Source organism: Mixta sp. (assembly GCF_024610815.1).
Taxonomy (GTDB): Bacteria; Pseudomonadota; Gammaproteobacteria; order Enterobacterales; family Enterobacteriaceae; genus Mixta; species Mixta calida.
The window spans coordinates 20,176-37,031 of the sequence record NZ_JANION010000158.1; the positions used below are offsets into that span (position 1 = coordinate 20,176).

Genomic DNA, 16,856 nt, shown 5'->3' on the forward strand with positions numbered 1-16,856 from the left:
GCCCACTCGATTGCTGAAAACAGGCTCGGACAGACAGCGCCCGTCGGTCGTTCCCCGACAGGCGTTCCACAGAAGCCTCTCATCAATCTTCAGGGTAGCTTAGCTACCCTTTTTTACCGGAGTTAGTTATGGGTATTAACTGGAACTGGGGCATCTTTTTCGAACAGGCCCCGTTCGGCAACACCACCTACCTCGGCTGGCTGTGGTCAGGTTTGCAAACCACGCTCGCCGTCTCAGTCTGCGCCTGGATTATCGCCTTCTTTGTCGGCTCTTTTTTCGGCATTTTGCGTACCACGCCCAACCGTCTGTTTTCCGCCATCGGCACCTGTTATGTCGAGTTGTTCCGCAATATTCCTCTGATTGTGCAGTTCTTTTTCTGGTATCTGGTGGCGCCGGAGCTGGTGGGCGAAGATCTGGGGATGTGGTTTAAATCGGAACTCGATCCTAATCTGCAGTTTTTCCTTTCATCCACCATCTGCCTCGGCCTGTTTACCGCCGCGCGCGTTTGCGAGCAGGTGCGCGCGGCGATTCAGTCGCTGCCGAGCGGGCAACGCAACGCAGGGCTGGCAATGGGGCTGACGCTGCCGCAAACCTATCGGTATGTGCTGCTGCCTAACGCCTATCGCGTCATCGTGCCGCCGATGACCTCGGAAATGCTGAACCTGGTGAAAAACTCCGCTATCGCCTCCACTATCGGGTTGGTCGATATGGCGGCGCAGGCAGGCAAGCTGCTGGACTATTCGGCGCATGCCTATGAATCTTTTACCGCAATTACCCTGGCCTATATCGCTATTAACCTGGTGATTATGCTGGTGATGAGCCTGGTAGAGCGTAAGGTGCGACTGCCAGGCAATACAGGGAGCAAATAATGTACGAGTTTGACTGGAGTTCCATCATTCCCAGCCTGCCCTATTTGCTTAACGGCCTGGTGATTACCCTTAAAATCACCGTAACGGCGGTGGTGTTCGGCATTATCTGGGGCACCCTGCTGGCGGTGATGCGCCTCTCAGCCTTTAAGCCGATCAGCTGGTTCGCCCGGCTGTACGTCAACCTGTTCCGATCCGTACCGCTGGTAATGGTGCTGCTGTGGTTCTATCTGGTGGTGCCGAGCTTTCTTCAGCAGGTGCTGGGGCTGTCGCCCAAAACCGACATTCGCCTGATATCGGCGATGGTCGCCTTCTCGCTGTTTGAGGCGGCCTACTACGCGGAAATCATCCGCGCGGGCATCCTGAGCGTGTCGCGCGGCCAGGGCAACGCCGGACTGGCGCTGGGCATGACCCCTTTTCAGACCATGCGGCTCATTATTCTGCCGCAGGCGTTTCGCGCTATGGTGCCGCTGCTGCTGACACAGGGCATCGTCCTGTTTCAGGATACCTCGCTGGTGTATGTCCTTAGCCTGGCCGACTTCTTCCGCACCGCTTCCTCTATCGGCGAACGTGACGGTACGCAGGTTGAGATGATCCTGTTCGCCGGTCTGGTCTATTTCGTTATCAGTATTAGTGCTTCAACGCTGGTCAGCTATCTAAAAAGAAAAAGGACGGTATAAATGATTACCCTGAAAAACGTTTCAAAGTGGTATGGTCACTTTCAGGTGCTGACCGATTGCTCAACTCAGGTAAATAAAGGCGAAGTCGTGGTGGTCTGCGGCCCTTCCGGCTCCGGCAAGTCAACGCTGATTAAAACCGTTAACGGTCTGGAGCCAATTCAGCAGGGCACGATTGAAGTCAACGGCATCCAGCTAAACAATAAGAAAACCAATATGGCGCAGCTGCGTTCTAAAGTGGGCATGGTTTTCCAGCATTTCGAACTGTTTCCTCATCTCAGCATTCTCGAAAACCTGACGTTGGCGCAGATAAAGGTGCTGAAGCGCAACAAAGACGCTGCGCGCGAAAAAGGGCTCAAGCTGCTGGATCGCGTCGGCCTGTCGGCGCACGCCAATAAATTCCCCGGCCAGCTTTCCGGCGGCCAGCAGCAGCGCGTGGCCATCGCGCGCGCGCTCTGTATGGACCCGGTGGCGATGCTGTTTGACGAACCCACCTCCGCGCTTGACCCGGAAATGATTAACGAAGTGCTGGATGTGATGGTCGAGCTGGCTCATGAAGGCATGACCATGATGGTGGTGACCCATGAAATGGGCTTTGCGCGCAAGGTGGCCAACCGGGTGATCTTTATGGACGAAGGAAAGATTATCGAAGATACGCAAAAAGAGTCCTTTTTCGCCAACCCACGGTCCGACCGCGCTAAAGATTTTCTGGCGAAGATTCTGCACTAAGATCACAGGCGGCCTGCGGCCGTCGCAGACCGCTAACAAACTTCAATAGATGTCACAGACCTGTGAGCGAAGCATCCCGCGCCATAAACGGCACGGGACAATCAGGCAGAGATGCCGTTTTTTGCATCTTTGCGAATCAGCCATGACGCCTGATATGGCACGTTGTCAATTACCTTCGGCGGCCTGAGGCCGCCTGCGTTCAGGGCGTAAACGGTTGACGTTGAAAATGGTCGTGCCCGCACTCCGGGCAGAGCGTCAGCGTCTCCGGGGTATAGATAGCGCGGGTGAAATGGCATTTTTCACATACAAGGTTGCCCAACCCCACCACTTCGCCGCTCTGATAGACGCCGTGATGATTGAGATCCTGAAACACTTCGCGCCACTCAAGCTGACTTTTATCGGTGATATCGGCCAGCTCTTTCCACAGGCTTTCACGCACCACGCGCATAAACACGCTGTCGGTCAGATCGCTTTCATTTTCGTTATAGCTGCGGGCAAACTCTTCTAAATCGCGCCGCACCGCGCGCGTGACGTCGTTAACTTCGCTGCGTGATAAATCGCCTTCCATCATCAGCTGCTGCCGGGCCTGTTCGACCATGCCGTCAATATCCCGCTCTCCCTGCAGCAAGCGCTCGCTCAGGGAAGAGACCAGCTGATGATAATGCTGCGCCACCTTATTCATATTTTCTCCTGTTATCCGCGGTGAACCTCCGTTTAATTCTAGCGCTTATCGCGGATTTGCTTCGCCCGCGCCGCGTTTCGCTGAAAATTTTGCAGGCGTTCTTCCAGCTTGCAGAGAAATGGACCGACGGCGGCCGTCAGGTGTTGTTGCGGCAAAGCCTTATCGGCTATGCTATGCGGATCTTAATCTACACAGTTCAGGCTTCGCGCTATTCATAAAGGACCACAGGCTGCCATGCAAGAGCAATACCGCCCGGAAGAGATAGAATCCCGTGTCCAGCAACACTGGGATGACCAACAGACGTTCAAAGTGACCGAAGAAGAAGGCAAAGAGAAATATTACTGCCTCTCGATGCTGCCCTATCCTTCTGGCCGCCTACATATGGGCCATGTGCGCAACTACACCATTGGCGATGTGATCGCCCGCTACCAGCGCATGCTGGGCAAAAACGTGCTGCAGCCGATCGGCTGGGACGCGTTCGGTCTGCCTGCGGAAGGCGCGGCGGTTAAAAACAACACGGCGCCCGCGCCCTGGACCTATGCCAATATCGACTATATGAAGAACCAGCTGAAGCTGCTGGGTTTTGGTTACGACTGGAGTCGCGAACTGGCTACCTGTAAACCCGACTACTACCGCTGGGAACAGTGGTTCTTCACCAAACTGTATGAAAAAGGCCTGGTTTACAAAAAAACCTCGGCGGTGAACTGGTGCCCGAACGATCAGACCGTGCTGGCCAACGAACAGGTTATCGACGGCTGCTGCTGGCGCTGCGACACCAAAGTCGAGCGCAAAGAGATCCCGCAGTGGTTTATTAAGATTACTGATTACGCCGATGAGCTGCTGAACGATCTGGACAAGCTGGAAGACTGGCCGGAACAGGTCAAAACCATGCAGCGCAACTGGATCGGCCGCTCTGAAGGGGTAGAAATCACTTTTGACGTGGCGGAAAGCGAAGAGAAAGTCACCGTCTACACTACGCGTCCCGACACCTTTATGGGCGCCACCTATGTCGCCGTGGCGGCGGGTCATCCGCTGGCGACCCAGGCGTCAATGAATAATCCCGTGCTGGCCGACTTTATCGCTGAATGCCGCAACACCAAGGTGGCGGAAGCGGAAATGGCCACCATGGAGAAAAAAGGCATGCCGACCGGCCTGTTTGCCATCCACCCGCTGAGCGGCGATAAGGTGCCGGTATGGGTCGCGAACTTCGTGCTGATGGAATATGGCACCGGCGCGGTAATGGCGGTGCCGGCGCACGACCAACGCGACTGGGAGTTCGCCACTAAATACGATCTGCCGATCAAACCTGTCGTGCTGAACCTGGACGGCAGCGAGCCGGACGTCAGCGCCGCCGCAATGACTGAAAAAGGCGCGCTGTTCAACTCCGGCGAATTTAACGGTCTCGATCACGAAGCGGGCTTCAACGCCATCGCCAATAAGCTGGCGGAAAAAGGCGTCGGCGTGCGCAAGGTCAATTACCGTCTGCGCGACTGGGGCGTTTCCCGTCAGCGCTATTGGGGCGCGCCGATTCCGATGGTGACGCTGGAAGACGGCACCGTGATGCCGACGCCGGAAGATCAGCTGCCGGTGGTGCTGCCGGAAGATGTGGTCATGGACGGCATTACCAGCCCGATTAAAGCGGATCCTGAGTGGGCGAAAACCAGCGTCAACGGCCAGCCGGCGCTGCGTGAAACCGATACCTTCGATACCTTTATGGAATCGTCCTGGTACTACGCGCGCTATACCTGCCCAGATTACGATAAAGGCATGCTCGATCCGGCTGCGGCGAACTACTGGCTGCCGGTCGATCAGTATATCGGCGGCATTGAACACGCCATTATGCACCTGATGTACTTCCGCTTCTTCCACAAGCTGCTGCGCGACGCAGGCCTGGTTAACTCCGACGAGCCGGCGAAACGTCTGCTGTGTCAGGGCATGGTGCTGGCCGACGCTTTCTACTATGTCGGCGCCAACGGCGAGCGCAACTGGGTCTCTCCGGTAGATGTCACTGTCGAACGCGACGAGAAAGGCCGTATCGTGAAGGCTGTCGACGCCTCTGGCCGCGAACTGATCTACGCAGGCATGAGCAAAATGTCGAAGTCCAAAAACAACGGCATCGACCCGCAGCTGATGGTAGAGCGCTACGGCGCAGATACGGTTCGTCTGTTTATGATGTTCGCTTCCCCGGCGGAAATGACGCTGGAGTGGCAGGAATCAGGCGTTGAAGGCGCCAACCGCTTCCTGAAGCGCGTCTGGAAGCTGGTTTACGACCACAGCCAGAAAGGCGCTGTCGCCGCATTGGATCTGAACAACCTGAACGACGATCAGAAAGCGCTGCGTCGCGATCTGCACAAAACCATTGCCAAGGTGTCCGATGATATTGGTCGTCGTCAGACCTTCAATACCGCCATCGCCGCCATTATGGAGCTGATGAACAAACTGGCGCGCGCGCCGCAGGAGAGCGAGCAGGATCGCGCGCTGCTGCAGGAAGCGCTGCTGGCCGTGGTGCGCATGCTCTACCCGTTCACCCCGCACGCCAGCTTTACGCTGTGGCAGGCGCTGGGCGGCGAAGGCGACGTCGACAACGCCCCCTGGCCGGTTGCGGATGAATCCGCTATGGTTGAAGACTCCGTGCTGGTAGTAGTACAGGTTAACGGCAAAGTGCGCGGTAAAATTACCGTGGCGGCGGATGCCACTCAGGAGCAGGTTCAGGCGCGTGCCGCGCAGGAACATCTGGTGGCAAAATACCTGGACGGCGTCACTATACGTAAAGTGATTTACGTCCCGGGCAAACTGCTTAACCTGGTTGTGGGTTAAGTTCAGGAGGAACTGTGCGACATCCGATTTTTACCTTTTTACTCGGCCTGGCAGTGCTTATCACCGCCGGGTGCGGCTTCCATCTGCGCAGCACCACTCAGGTTCCCCATGAGTTGCGCACGCTGGTATTGCAGAGCGGCGATCCCTACGGTCCGCTGGCGCGTACGGTGCGTCAGCAGCTGCGCCTGAACAATATCACTATCGTGGAGGCGGAGGACGCCGGTACGCGTACCGACCTGCCAACGCTGCGCCTTTCCAGCGAACGCCAGGGCCGCGACACCGCATCGGTGTTTCAGAACGGCGTAACGGCGGAATACTCTATGGTGATGTCGGTCAGCGCGCAGGTGGTGATTCCGCAAAAGGGTATCTACCCGATCAGCGCTACCGTTTATCGTTCCTTCTTCGATAACCCGCTGGCAGCGCTGGCGAAAGACGCCGAGCAGAACATCATTCGTGATGAAATGCGTCAACGTCTGGCCGAACAGCTGGTGCGTAAGCTGCTGACGGTGCATGCCGCTCAGCTGAACGATAAAACTACCCTGCCAGAGCCTGATGTGCTGGCGCCGGGTGAGGATTCACCGGAAGTCTCATCCTCTTCAGCCACCAGTCTGCAATGATCAGGATTTACCCTGAACAACTGCACGCGCAGCTCCGCGAGGGGCTGCGCGCCTGTTATCTGCTGATTGGCAACGAACCGCTGCTGCTGCAGGAAAGCCATGATGCGATTAAAGCCTGTGCGCAGCAGCAGGGTTTTACTGAACACTTCAACGTTGTGCTGGATAACAGTACCGACTGGGACGCCGTTTTCAGCAGCTGCCAGTCGATGAGCCTGTTCGCCAGTCGTCAAACGCTGACGCTGACGCTGCCGGAAAACGGCCCCAACGCAGCGATCGCCGCCCAGCTGGAAAAGCTGAGCACGCTGCTGCACAGCGATATGCTGCCGATTATCATCGGCGCCAGATTAACCAAAGCCCAGGAAAACAGCGCCTGGTTTAAAGCCTTTAGCGTTCAGGCGGTGCTGGTGCCCTGCGCCACGCCCGAACATGGCCAGCTCCCGCGCTGGGTCGCCGCGCGCGCTAAAGGGATGAAGCTCGACCTCGACGAGGCGGCCTGTCAGCTGTTGTGTTACTGCTACGAAGGCAATTTGCTGGCGCTGTCTCAGGCGCTGGAACGCCTCTCCCTGCTCTGGCCGGACGGCAAACTGACGCTGCCGCGCGTCGAGCAGGCAGTCAGCGATGCGGCGCACTTTACGCCGTTCCACTGGGTCGATGCGCTGCTGGCGGGCAAAAGCAAACGCGCTCTGCATATTTTGCGACAGCTCGCCGCGGAAGATAGCGAGCCGGTGATCCTGATCCGTACTCTGCAACGCGAACTGCTGCTGCTGCTGACCTTACAGCGTCAGCAGGATAAAGCGCCTCTGCGCGTGCTGTTCGATCAGCATCGCGTCTGGCAAAACCGTCGCGCGTTATTCAGCGACGCGCTGCAACGCCTGTCGCTGCTGCAGATTCGGCAGGCGATTCAGCTACTGACCCGCCTGGAAATCACATTAAAGCAGGATTATGGTCAGCGCCTCTGGCCGGAACTGGAAACCCTCTCGCTGTTGCTTTGTAATAAAGCGTTACCGGCGGAATTAGGCGAATTTTAATGGCTTCACTTCAGGCGCTGTTCGGCGGCACGTTCGACCCTATCCACTACGGCCATCTGCAAACGGTGGAGGCACTGGCGCGTCAGGTCGGCCTGCGTCAGGTGACGCTGCTGCCGAACAATGTGCCGCCTCATCGCCCACAGCCAGAAGCCAGCGCGGCGCAACGCGTGGCAATGGTGGAGCTGGCGATCGCCGATCGTCCGCTGTTCAATCTTGATACGCGCGAGCTGGCGCGGCAAACGCCTTCATGGACGGTGGAAACGCTGGAACAGCTGCGCGCGGAACGCGGCGCGGCGCAGCCGCTGGCCTTTATCATCGGCCAGGACTCTTTGCTCAGCCTGCATAAATGGCATCGCTGGGAGTCGCTGCTTGATCTTTGTCATCTGCTGGTCTGTCAGCGTCCCGGCTATGCCAGCGAAATGCCGACGCCAGAGCTACAGCGCTGGCTGACGCAGCATCAAACCCACGATGCCGACGCGCTGCATCGGCAGCCTGCTGGCCTGATCTGGCTGGCGCATACGCCGCTGGTGCCGGTATCGGCCACCGACATTCGCCAGCGCCGTCATCAGGGCATCTCCTGCGATGACTTGCTGCCCGCCGCAGTTATCGACTATATCAATCATCAGGGCTTATATCGCCCTTGATAAGCGCATGGTATACTGCGCCGCTAAATTTTCAGGCGCCCCGTTTCGGCGCGCCTGGCAGTCAACAGAAACAGTTACCCAAGGGGGAACCTTTTGCAAGGTAAAGCACTCCAAGACTTCGTTATTGATAAGATTGATGATCTTAAAGGTCAGGATATCGTTTCTCTCGACGTGCAGGGTAAATCCAGCATCACCGATTGCATGATTATCTGTACCGGCACCTCTTCTCGCCATGTGATGTCGATCGCCGACCATGTGGTTGAAGAATCGCGCGCCGCCGGCCTGATTCCATTGGGCACGGAAGGCAGAAACGCCGCTGACTGGGTAGTGGTCGATCTCGGTGAGGTTATTGTTCACGTCATGCAGGAAGAGAGTCGTCATCTGTATGAGCTGGAAAAGCTCTGGAGCTAAGCAGTGAAGTTGCAGCTTGTCGCCGTAGGCACCAAAATGCCGGACTGGGTTCAAACCGGCTTTATGGAATACCTGCGCCGCTTTCCGAAAGATATGCCGCTGGAGCTGACCGAAGTCACAGCGGGTAAACGCGGTAAAAACGCGGATATCAAGCGTATTCTCGAAAAAGAAGGCGAAGCGATGCTGGCGGCGGTTGGCAAAGGCAACCGGATTGTCACGCTGGATATACCAGGGCAACCCTGGGAAACCCCGCAGCTGGCGCAACAGCTGGAACGCTGGAAACAGGATGGCCGCGACGTCAGCCTGCTGATCGGCGGCCCTGAAGGGCTGGCGCCCGCCTGCAAAGCCGCTGCAGAACAAAGCTGGTCTCTTTCCGCGCTGACGCTGCCTCATCCGCTGGTACGCGTGTTGGTTGCAGAAAGCCTGTATCGTGCATGGAGCATTACTGCGAATCATCCTTATCACCGTGAATAATCCGATAAGGCAAACCGGACAACCGAACAGCGGATGAAATCTCAACGCAACTCTTTTCGTGACTATACTGCCGAGCAGACACTTTTCGTACGGCGAGCCCTGCTCGCTTTCGTCGGTATCTTGCTGCTCTCTGGCATCCTGGTCGTCAATCTGTATCACCTGCAGATTTTACGCTTCGAAGATTACAGCACCCGTTCCAATCAAAACCGCATTAAGCTGGTGCCGGTGGCGCCGAGCCGCGGTATTATTTATGACCGCAACGGCGTGGCACTGGCGCTGAACCGCACGATTTATCAGGCTGAGCTGGTACCGGAAAAGGTCGATAATCTGAAGCAGACGCTGCAGGATCTGCGCCCTATTCTCGATCTGACCGACGACGATATCGAAAATTTCGAGAAAGAGCGCAAGCGTTCGCGGCGCTTTACCTCTATCGCATTGAAAACGGCGCTGAACGATGTGCAGGTAGCGCGTTTCGCAGTGAATCAGTATCGCTTCCCTGGCGTCGAGGTGAAAGGTTACCAGCGGCGCTACTATCCTTACGGCCAGACGCTGACGCATGTCGTCGGCTACGTCTCCAAGATTAACGATCGCGATGTCGCACGCCTCGATAAAGAGGGCAAATGGCCGAATTATGCCGCGACGCACGATATCGGCAAGCTGGGCATCGAAAACTACTACGAAGATGTGCTGCACGGCAAAACCGGCTACGAAGAGGTGGAAGTGAATAACCGCGGCCGCGTGATCCGTCAGCTGCATGAACAGTCGCCGCAGGCTGGACGCGATATCTGGCTGACCATCGATCTTAAACTGCAACAGTATATCGAAACGCTGCTGACCGGCAGCCGCGCCGCCGTAGTGGTCAGCGATCCGCGCACCGGCGAGATTCTGGCGATGGTCTCCACGCCGAGCTACGATCCGAACCTGTTTGTCGACGGCATCTCCAGTAAAGATTACAAGGCGCTATTGCAGGATGAGAACCGTCCGCTCTATAACCGCGCCATCCAGGCCGCCTATCCGCCCGCGTCGACGGTGAAACCTTACGTCGCCGTCTCAGCGCTCAGCGCTGGCGTGATCAACCGCAACACCAGCCTGTTCGATCCCGGCTGGTGGCAGTTGCCCGGCTCTGAAAAGCGCTACCGCGACTGGAAAAAATGGGGGCATGGCCGCCTGAATGTCACCAGGTCGCTGGAGGAGTCGGCGGATACCTTCTTCTACCAGGTCGCTTACGATATGGGCATCGATCGCCTGTCGGAGTGGATGAATAAATTTGGTTACGGTGAACGCACCGGCATCGATTTACCGCAGGAGAACCCCGGCAATATGCCGACGCGCGAATGGAAAATGAAGCGTTTCAAAAAACCGTGGTACCAGGGCGATACCATTCCGGTAGGCATCGGCCAGGGCTACTGGACGGCGACGCCGCTGCAAATGAACAAGGCGCTGATGATCCTGATTAACGACGGCATCATCAGAACCCCGCATCTGCTGCGCGCCACGCGTGAGAATAATCTGCTGGTGCCTTATCGTCAGCCGCCGGCGACGCCCATCGGCGATATTCACTCCGGCTACTGGGAAATCGCCAAAGACGGCATGTACGGCGTGGCGAACCGGCCTAACGGCACAGCCCATAAGAGCTTTGCCGACGCGCCCTATAAGATCGCCGCGAAATCGGGCACCGCGCAGGTTTTCGGTCTGAAAGAGAACGAAACCTATAACGCGCACAAAATCGCCGAACGTCTGCGCGACCATAAACTGATGACCGCGTTCGCTCCTTATGATAAACCTCGCGTGGCGGTGACGATGATTCTGGAGAATGGCGGCGCCGGTCCGGCGGTAGGCACCGTAATGCGTCAAATTCTCGACCATATAATGTTAGGCGACAACAATACGGCGCTACCGGAAGCCGCGCCGACGCCGCCCGGTTATGAAGGTGAATAACGATGTCCATGAACGATAGCCCCCAGAAAAAATCGATCTGGACCAAGATACATATCGATCCGCTGTTCCTGATCATCATCGCCTGTCTGCTGATTTATAGCGCGTTCGTCATGTGGAGCGCCAGCGGCCAGGATCCCGGCATGATGGAGCGTAAAATCGGCCAGATCTTTATGGGGCTGGCGGTAATGGTCGCGATGGCGCAGGTGCCGCCGCGCGTCTATGAAGGCTGGGCGCCCTATCTTTATTTGGTCTGCGTGGTGCTGCTGGTGGCGGTGGACGCCTTCGGCCATATTAGTAAAGGGGCGCAGCGCTGGCTCGACCTCGGCGTGGTGCGCTTCCAGCCCTCCGAAATCGCCAAAATCGCCGTGCCGCTAATGGTGGCGCGCTTTATCAACCGCGATGTCTGCCCTCCGACGTTAAAGAATACCGGCATCGCGCTGGTGCTGATTTTTGTACCGACGCTGCTGGTAGCGGCGCAGCCTGACCTCGGCACGTCGATTCTGATCGCCGCCTCCGGCCTGTTCGTGCTGTTTTTATCCGGCATGAGCTGGAAACTGATCGGCATCGCCGTTCTGCTGGTTGCCGCCTTTATTCCGGTGCTATGGTTCTTCCTGATGCATGACTACCAGCGTGACCGCGTGATGATGCTGCTCGATCCAGAAAGCGATCCGCTGGGAGCTGGCTACCATATTATTCAGTCTAAAATCGCTATCGGTTCCGGCGGACTGCGCGGCAAAGGCTGGCTGCACGGCACCCAGTCGCAGCTGGAGTTTTTGCCGGAGCGCCATACCGACTTTATCTTCGCCGTGCTGGCGGAGGAGCTGGGGCTGGTCGGCGTGCTGATCCTGCTGGCGCTCTATCTGCTGCTAATTATGCGTGGTCTGGTTATCGCCGCACGGGCGCAAACTACCTTTGGTCGCGTGATGGCTGGCGGCCTGATGTTGATTTTGTTTGTATATGTTTTCGTTAATATCGGCATGGTAAGTGGTATCTTACCGGTGGTCGGCGTACCTTTGCCGCTGGTGAGCTATGGCGGTTCAGCGTTGATTGTACTGATGGCGGGATTCGGCATTGTGATGTCGATCCACACACACCGTAAATTGTTGTCTAAAAGCGTTTAAGAGGCTTTCGATGCGTAAGGATTGGCTTTGGGTGGGTGCAGCCTCGCTGCTGTTAGCCGCCTGTACGACTACAGAACAGCAGACGTCGGCGCCGCAGCAGCCGGTCTATAACGGCCCCGTAGTGGAAATTGGCGGCGTTGAACCGCGCTACGAGCCGATCAATCCGGCTACCAGCCAGGATTACAGCGTTAACGGCAAGACCTACAAAATTATCAAAGATCCCTCCAACTACAGCGAAACCGGACTGGCGGCCTGGTATGGCGAAGAGGCTAACGGCACCCGTACCGCGACGGGCGAAGCCTTCGATCCTGAGGCATTGACCGCAGCGCACCCTACTCTGCCGTTGCCCAGCTATGTGCGCGTGACGAACCTCGCCAACGGCCGACAGCTGGTGGTGCGCGTCAACGATCGCGGCCCTTACACGCCGGGACGCATTATCGATCTGTCGCGCGCGGCGGGCGACCGGCTGAATATGTCGAACAATACGCGCGTGCGCATCGATTACATTAAAGTCGCGCCCGACGGCAGCCTTTCCGGTCCCGGCACCATCGGCACCGTAGTAGCGAAACAGAGCTACGCGCTGCCGTCGCGTCCCGATATCGGCGGCGGCATGATGGTGATGGGCGGCGGCGCAGCCGCGCCTGCCGCTCAGCCGCAGGATATTCAGCCGGTGGACAACAGCACGCTAACCAGCGATGACCAAATGGGCGCGCCGGTACGCAGCAGCGGTTTCCTCGGCGCGCCGACGCCGCTGCATCCGGGCGTGCTGGAAGGCAGCGAGCCGGAAACGCCAGCGTCGTCTGCGCCCGTAGCCGCCCCGTCCGCGGCGCCCTCAGCCGCCGCGCCTGCCGCAGCGGGCAACTATGTGGTGCAGGTCGGCGCGCTAAGCGACGCCGGACGCGCCAACCAGTGGACCGATAAGTTAAAATCGCAGTTCGGCGTGCCGGGCAACGTTGCGCCCAGCGGGAAACTTTATCGCGTACAGCTGGGCCCCTTCGCTTCTCGCCAGGAGGCGGCGGCGTTGCAGCATCGTCTGCTCAGCGAAGCGAATCAGCAATCCTTTATTACCGCAACCGGCGGTATGTAACGCACAACGGCGACACTTCGCGCTGACGCGGCGGCAACGCCTGTTTATCGCGTCAGCGTGAAGTTGGATGCCGGCAAAAACGCCTTTTGCTATAGTAAGGCACTTTTTTCACTAACCTCCACGGATGTTGTTGTCTCTAACATGAATACGCTGAAAACCTGTCACTATTTTAAGCGCCTGGCGGCGGGCACCGTGATTGCCCTGAGCCTGAGTCAGGCCGCACTGGCCGAAGACGTTAATATTAAGACCATGATCCCTGGCGTACCGGATATTGACGCAGAAGCCTATATCCTTATCGACTACAACTCCGGAAAGGTGCTGGCCGAGAAAAACGCCGACGCGCGTCGCGATCCGGCCAGCCTGACCAAAATGATGACCAGCTACGTCATCGGACAGGCGGTCAAGGCGGGCAAAATTCATCAGGATGATATCGTTACCGTTGGCCAGGACGCCTGGGCGACCGGCAACCCGGTGTTCCGCGGCTCCTCGCTGATGTTCCTGAAGCCGGGCGATCGCGTGCCGGTTTCCCAGCTGACGCGCGGCATCGTACTGCAGTCCGGCAATGACGCCTGCGTGGCGATGGCGGACTACGTGGCGGGCAGTCAGGATGCGTTTGTCGGCCTGATGAACAACTACGTTAAGGCGCTGGGCTTACAGAATACCCATTTCCAGACGGTTCACGGACTCGATGCCGAAGGCCAGTACAGCTCCGCCCGTGATATGGCGCTAATCGGCCAGGCGCTGATCCGCGACGTGCCGGAAGAGTACGCGGTTTATAAAGAAAAAGAGTTTACCTTCAACAATATCCGTCAGACTAACCGTAACGGCCTGCTGTGGGATACCAGCCTGAACGTGGACGGCATCAAAACCGGTCATACCGCCTCCGCTGGCTATAACCTGGTCGCCTCCGCGACGGAAGGCCAGATGCGTCTGATCTCAGCGGTGCTGGGCGGCCATACTTACAAAGGCCGCGAAATTGAAAGTAAAAAGTTGCTGACCTGGGGCTTCCGCTTCTTTGAAACCGTCGCGCCGCTGAAGGCGGGCAAAGAGTTCGCCTCTGAGCCGGTCTGGTTCGGCAACAGCGATCGCGTTCAGCTGGGCGTTGATAAAGATATGTATCTGACTATCCCGCGCGGCCGCATGAAAGATCTGAAGGCCAGCTACGTACTCAGCAACACTGAACTGCACGCGCCGCTGAAGAAAAATCAGGTGGTCGGCACGATCAATTTCCAGCTCGACGGTAAAACCATTGAACAGCGTCCGCTGGTGGTGCTGAATGAAGTGCCGGAAGGTGGCTTCTTTAGCCGTATCGTTGATTATATCAAGCTGATGTTCCACCACTGGTTCGGCTAACAGGCTTCCAGCCATTGATATTGGCGTCAGTTGCCCATATAACCAGAGTATCAGTACACTCCCGCCACGGCGGGAGTCTTTTTTCGCACCGGAGTCCATATGAAAACCAAACTGAATGAACTGCTCGAATTCCCCTGTTCCTTTACCTACAAAGTCATGGGACTGGCGCAACCGGAGCTGGTTGATCACGTGGTAGAAGTGGTGCAGCGTCACGCGCCGGGCGATTACACGCCCGACGTGAAACCCAGCAGCAAAGGCAATTACCATTCCGTCTCCATTACCATCAACGCGACGCATATCGAGCAGATCGAAACGCTCTATGAAGAGTTGGGTAAAATTGAGATCGTACGCATGGTGTTGTAACTTCTACACCGGCCAGGGCGGGTAGTACTCGCCCACGGCTGGCGTTATACTTCTTTCTTTCTTTGAAGCGGGAAGCACGTTTTGCAGCAGCCTCTCCTTATTGTTCGCCAGCTGGGCCTGCGCCCCTGGGAACCTGTCTCTCTTGCTATGCACCAGTTTACCGATCGACGCGACGCCGATACGCCTGACGAGCTCTGGCTGGTGGAGCACCATCCGATTTTTACTCAGGGCCAGGCCGGCAAAGCTGAACATCTGCTGATGCCCGGCGATATTCCGGTGGTCCAGAGCGATCGCGGCGGTCAGGTCACCTATCACGGACCCGGTCAGCAGGTGATGTATGTGTTGATCGATCTGAAGCGCCGCAAGCTGGGCGTGCGTCAGCTGGTGACCGCCATTGAGCAGACGGTAGTGGACACGCTGGCGCATTACGACGTTGAAGCCTACGCGCGTCCCGATGCGCCTGGCGTCTACGTGGCGGGGAAAAAAATTTGTTCGCTTGGCTTACGCATCCGTCAGGGGTGTTCATTTCACGGCCTGGCATTAAACATCGCGATGGATCTGGCGCCCTTTCTGCGCATCAACCCGTGCGGTTACGCCGGGCTGGAGATGACGCAGCTCAGCGCCTTCCGCGAAGGCGTTACGCCCGCAGCGGTGCAGCCGGTGCTGATTGAGAAATTTTTACAGCAGCTGGCGATCCCGTCAGCCAGCTGGCAACCCGACGACGGACTCGACGTATTGTAACCGTGCGTGCGACTTTACAATTTTGCAACGTTTTCACCGTCCGGCAGGCTGTTTGTCAGGCGCTGAAATGATATAATTTTTGCGATTTTTTCAAATAAAGTTGAAAAAGCAAACGACTCATTGAGTTACGGCCTCTTTTCAAACTGCAATCCAACCTGGAAACTGCACGCTTATGAGTAAACCGATTCAGATGGAACGCGGCGTTAAGTATCGCGACGCAGATAAAATGGCGTTAATCCCGGTGAAGACCGTGGTCACCGAGCGTCAGGAGTTATTACGCAAGCCGGAGTGGATGAAAATCAAGCTGCCTGCCGACTCCAGTCGTATTCAGGGGATCAAGGCGGCGATGCGTAAAAACGGTCTGCACTCTGTCTGTGAAGAGGCCTCCTGCCCTAACCTTGCGGAATGCTTTAACCACGGCACCGCGACTTTTATGATCCTCGGCGCTATCTGTACGCGACGCTGCCCGTTCTGCGACGTGGCACATGGACGTCCGTTAACGCCCGACAGCAACGAGCCGGCCAAACTGGCGCAAACCATTGCCGATATGGGCCTGCGTTACGTTGTCGTAACCTCCGTTGACCGTGACGATCTGCGTGACGGCGGTGCGCAGCACTTTGCCGACTGCATCAGCGCTATCCGCGAAAAAAATCCAACGATTAAAATCGAAACGCTGGTGCCTGACTTCCGTGGCCGTATGGACCGCGCGCTGGAGATTCTTACCGCAACGCCGCCAGACGTGTTTAACCACAACCTGGAAAACGTGCCGCGCCTGTATCGTCAGGTGCGCCCCGGCGCCAACTACGACTGGTCGCTGAAGCTGCTGGAGCGTTTTAAAGAAGCGCACCCGGATATTCCCACTAAGTCTGGTCTGATGGTGGGCCTGGGCGAAACCAACGCGGAAATCGTCGAAGTGATGCGCGACCTGCGCCGTCACGGAGTAACGATGCTGACGCTGGGTCAGTATCTGCAGCCGAGCCGTCATCACCTGCCGGTGCAGCGCTACGTCAGTCCGGCAGAGTTTGATGAGATGAAAGAGGAAGCGATGGCGATGGGCTTTACCCATGCTGCCTGCGGACCTTTTGTGCGTTCGTCCTACCACGCCGACCTGCAAGCCAAAGGGCTGGAAGTGAAGTAATATCTTCTCTTTTGCCGTTGAGAAAACGCAGCTTCAGGCTGCGTTTTTTTATGCGCGTCGGAAATGAGCGAATGCCCAGCGGCGCGCATAAAAACGCTGGATAACATAAGCCTGGCGGATAAAGGGAAACCGGGGCAGCAGAAGCAGAAGCAGAAGCAGAAGCAGAAGCA

Annotated in this window: 17 protein-coding genes; 16 read left to right on the plus strand and 1 reads right to left on the minus strand. The window is 57.2% G+C overall.

What is annotated here, in order from left to right; all coding sequences use genetic code 11:
* Positions 1–128 precede the first annotated feature (128 nt).
* From MYY08_RS11920 to MYY08_RS11930, 3 genes are read left to right on the plus strand one after another with little or no spacing between them, the layout of a single operon-like run.
* Positions 129–869: an amino acid ABC transporter permease gene (locus MYY08_RS11920; protein ID WP_038627441.1), complete on the plus strand. Its 741-nt coding sequence runs from the start codon at positions 129–131 to the stop codon at positions 867–869.
* Positions 869–1,546: a glutamate/aspartate ABC transporter permease GltK gene (gene gltK, locus MYY08_RS11925; RefSeq protein WP_038627443.1), complete on the plus strand. Its 678-nt coding sequence runs from the start codon at positions 869–871 to the stop codon at positions 1,544–1,546. The genes MYY08_RS11920 and gltK overlap by 1 nt, the downstream gene beginning before the upstream one ends.
* Positions 1,547–2,272, plus strand: coding sequence for an amino acid ABC transporter ATP-binding protein (locus MYY08_RS11930; protein ID WP_038627445.1), 726 nt, complete (start codon positions 1,547–1,549; stop codon positions 2,270–2,272).
* A 199-nt stretch (positions 2,273–2,471) separates the two neighbouring features.
* Here the strand turns inward: MYY08_RS11930 and MYY08_RS11935 are convergent, their stop codons facing one another.
* A complete protein-coding gene (locus MYY08_RS11935; protein ID WP_104951449.1) occupies positions 2,472–2,954 on the minus strand; it encodes a zinc ribbon-containing protein in 483 nt (160 codons plus the stop codon).
* Positions 2,955–3,188: 234 nt separating this feature from the next.
* Here MYY08_RS11935 and leuS point away from each other — a divergent pair, with 234 nt between their 5' ends.
* The 13 genes from leuS to lipA all read left to right on the plus strand — a co-directional run bounded on the left by leuS (position 3,189) and on the right by lipA (position 16,686).
* Positions 3,189–5,771, plus strand: a complete 2,583-nt coding sequence (gene leuS, locus MYY08_RS11940) for a leucine--tRNA ligase (RefSeq protein ID WP_288014348.1) — start codon at positions 3,189–3,191, stop codon at positions 5,769–5,771.
* A 14-nt stretch (positions 5,772–5,785) separates the two neighbouring features.
* The gene (gene lptE / locus MYY08_RS11945) at positions 5,786–6,388 is read left to right on the plus strand and encodes an LPS assembly lipoprotein LptE (RefSeq protein ID WP_190296647.1); all 603 of its coding nucleotides are present in this window, start codon (positions 5,786–5,788) and stop codon (positions 6,386–6,388) included.
* On the plus strand, positions 6,385–7,416 hold the full coding sequence (gene holA, locus MYY08_RS11950) for a DNA polymerase III subunit delta (RefSeq protein WP_038627452.1): 1,032 nt from the start codon (positions 6,385–6,387) through the stop codon (positions 7,414–7,416). Before lptE ends, holA begins: the two co-directional genes overlap by 4 nt.
* Complete coding sequence (nadD, locus tag MYY08_RS11955; RefSeq protein ID WP_288014351.1) at positions 7,416–8,060, plus strand: nicotinate-nucleotide adenylyltransferase; 645 nt, start codon at positions 7,416–7,418, stop codon at positions 8,058–8,060. The genes holA and nadD overlap by 1 nt, the downstream gene beginning before the upstream one ends.
* A 93-nt stretch (positions 8,061–8,153) precedes the next feature.
* Complete coding sequence (rsfS, locus tag MYY08_RS11960) at positions 8,154–8,471, plus strand: ribosome silencing factor (RefSeq protein WP_038627457.1); 318 nt, start codon at positions 8,154–8,156, stop codon at positions 8,469–8,471.
* 3 nt (positions 8,472–8,474) lie between these two features.
* Positions 8,475–8,945 carry a 23S rRNA (pseudouridine(1915)-N(3))-methyltransferase RlmH gene (gene rlmH, locus MYY08_RS11965; protein ID WP_038627459.1) on the plus strand — a complete coding sequence of 157 codons (471 nt, stop codon included), beginning with the start codon at positions 8,475–8,477 and terminating at the stop codon, positions 8,943–8,945.
* A 33-nt stretch (positions 8,946–8,978) separates the two neighbouring features.
* A complete protein-coding gene (mrdA, locus tag MYY08_RS11970) occupies positions 8,979–10,883 on the plus strand; it encodes a peptidoglycan DD-transpeptidase MrdA (protein ID WP_038627461.1) in 1,905 nt (634 codons plus the stop codon).
* An 8-nt stretch (positions 10,884–10,891) separates the two neighbouring features.
* Complete coding sequence (gene mrdB, locus MYY08_RS11975) at positions 10,892–12,004, plus strand: peptidoglycan glycosyltransferase MrdB (protein ID WP_038630089.1); 1,113 nt, start codon at positions 10,892–10,894, stop codon at positions 12,002–12,004.
* 10 nt (positions 12,005–12,014) lie between these two features.
* On the plus strand, positions 12,015–13,091 hold the full coding sequence (rlpA, locus tag MYY08_RS11980; RefSeq protein WP_104951447.1) for an endolytic peptidoglycan transglycosylase RlpA: 1,077 nt from the start codon (positions 12,015–12,017) through the stop codon (positions 13,089–13,091).
* 141 nt (positions 13,092–13,232) lie between these two features.
* Positions 13,233–14,444, plus strand: coding sequence for a D-alanyl-D-alanine carboxypeptidase DacA (dacA, locus tag MYY08_RS11985; protein ID WP_038627464.1), 1,212 nt, complete (start codon positions 13,233–13,235; stop codon positions 14,442–14,444).
* A gap of 99 nt (positions 14,445–14,543) precedes the next feature.
* Complete coding sequence (gene ybeD, locus MYY08_RS11990; RefSeq protein ID WP_038627466.1) at positions 14,544–14,807, plus strand: DUF493 family protein YbeD; 264 nt, start codon at positions 14,544–14,546, stop codon at positions 14,805–14,807.
* Between the two features lie 81 nt (positions 14,808–14,888).
* Positions 14,889–15,548, plus strand: a complete 660-nt coding sequence (gene lipB / locus MYY08_RS11995) for a lipoyl(octanoyl) transferase LipB (protein WP_038627468.1) — start codon at positions 14,889–14,891, stop codon at positions 15,546–15,548.
* Between the two features lie 172 nt (positions 15,549–15,720).
* On the plus strand, positions 15,721–16,686 hold the full coding sequence (gene lipA / locus MYY08_RS12000; protein ID WP_038627470.1) for a lipoyl synthase: 966 nt from the start codon (positions 15,721–15,723) through the stop codon (positions 16,684–16,686).
* The last annotated feature ends 170 nt before the right edge of the window (positions 16,687–16,856 follow it).

What these genes read in the sequence shown, in the direction of transcription:
- MYY08_RS11920 (WP_038627441.1), top strand. Translation starts at nt 129, where the DNA reads ATGGGTATTAACTGGAACTGGGGCATCTTTTTCGAACAGGCCCCGTTC.
- gltK (WP_038627443.1), top strand. Translation starts at nt 869, where the DNA reads ATGTACGAGTTTGACTGGAGTTCCATCATTCCCAGCCTGCCCTATTTG.
- MYY08_RS11930 (WP_038627445.1), top strand. Translation starts at nt 1,547, where the DNA reads ATGATTACCCTGAAAAACGTTTCAAAGTGGTATGGTCACTTTCAGGTG.
- MYY08_RS11935 (WP_104951449.1), bottom strand. Translation starts at nt 2,954, where the DNA reads ATGAATAAGGTGGCGCAGCATTATCATCAGCTGGTCTCTTCCCTGAGC.
- leuS (WP_288014348.1), top strand. Translation starts at nt 3,189, where the DNA reads ATGCAAGAGCAATACCGCCCGGAAGAGATAGAATCCCGTGTCCAGCAA.
- holA (WP_038627452.1), top strand. Translation starts at nt 6,385, where the DNA reads ATGATCAGGATTTACCCTGAACAACTGCACGCGCAGCTCCGCGAGGGG.
- nadD (WP_288014351.1), top strand. Translation starts at nt 7,416, where the DNA reads ATGGCTTCACTTCAGGCGCTGTTCGGCGGCACGTTCGACCCTATCCAC.
- mrdA (WP_038627461.1), top strand. Translation starts at nt 8,979, where the DNA reads ATGAAATCTCAACGCAACTCTTTTCGTGACTATACTGCCGAGCAGACA.
- mrdB (WP_038630089.1), top strand. Translation starts at nt 10,892, where the DNA reads ATGAACGATAGCCCCCAGAAAAAATCGATCTGGACCAAGATACATATC.
- rlpA (WP_104951447.1), top strand. Translation starts at nt 12,015, where the DNA reads ATGCGTAAGGATTGGCTTTGGGTGGGTGCAGCCTCGCTGCTGTTAGCC.
- dacA (WP_038627464.1), top strand. Translation starts at nt 13,233, where the DNA reads ATGAATACGCTGAAAACCTGTCACTATTTTAAGCGCCTGGCGGCGGGC.
- ybeD (WP_038627466.1), top strand. Translation starts at nt 14,544, where the DNA reads ATGAAAACCAAACTGAATGAACTGCTCGAATTCCCCTGTTCCTTTACC.
- lipA (WP_038627470.1), top strand. Translation starts at nt 15,721, where the DNA reads ATGAGTAAACCGATTCAGATGGAACGCGGCGTTAAGTATCGCGACGCA.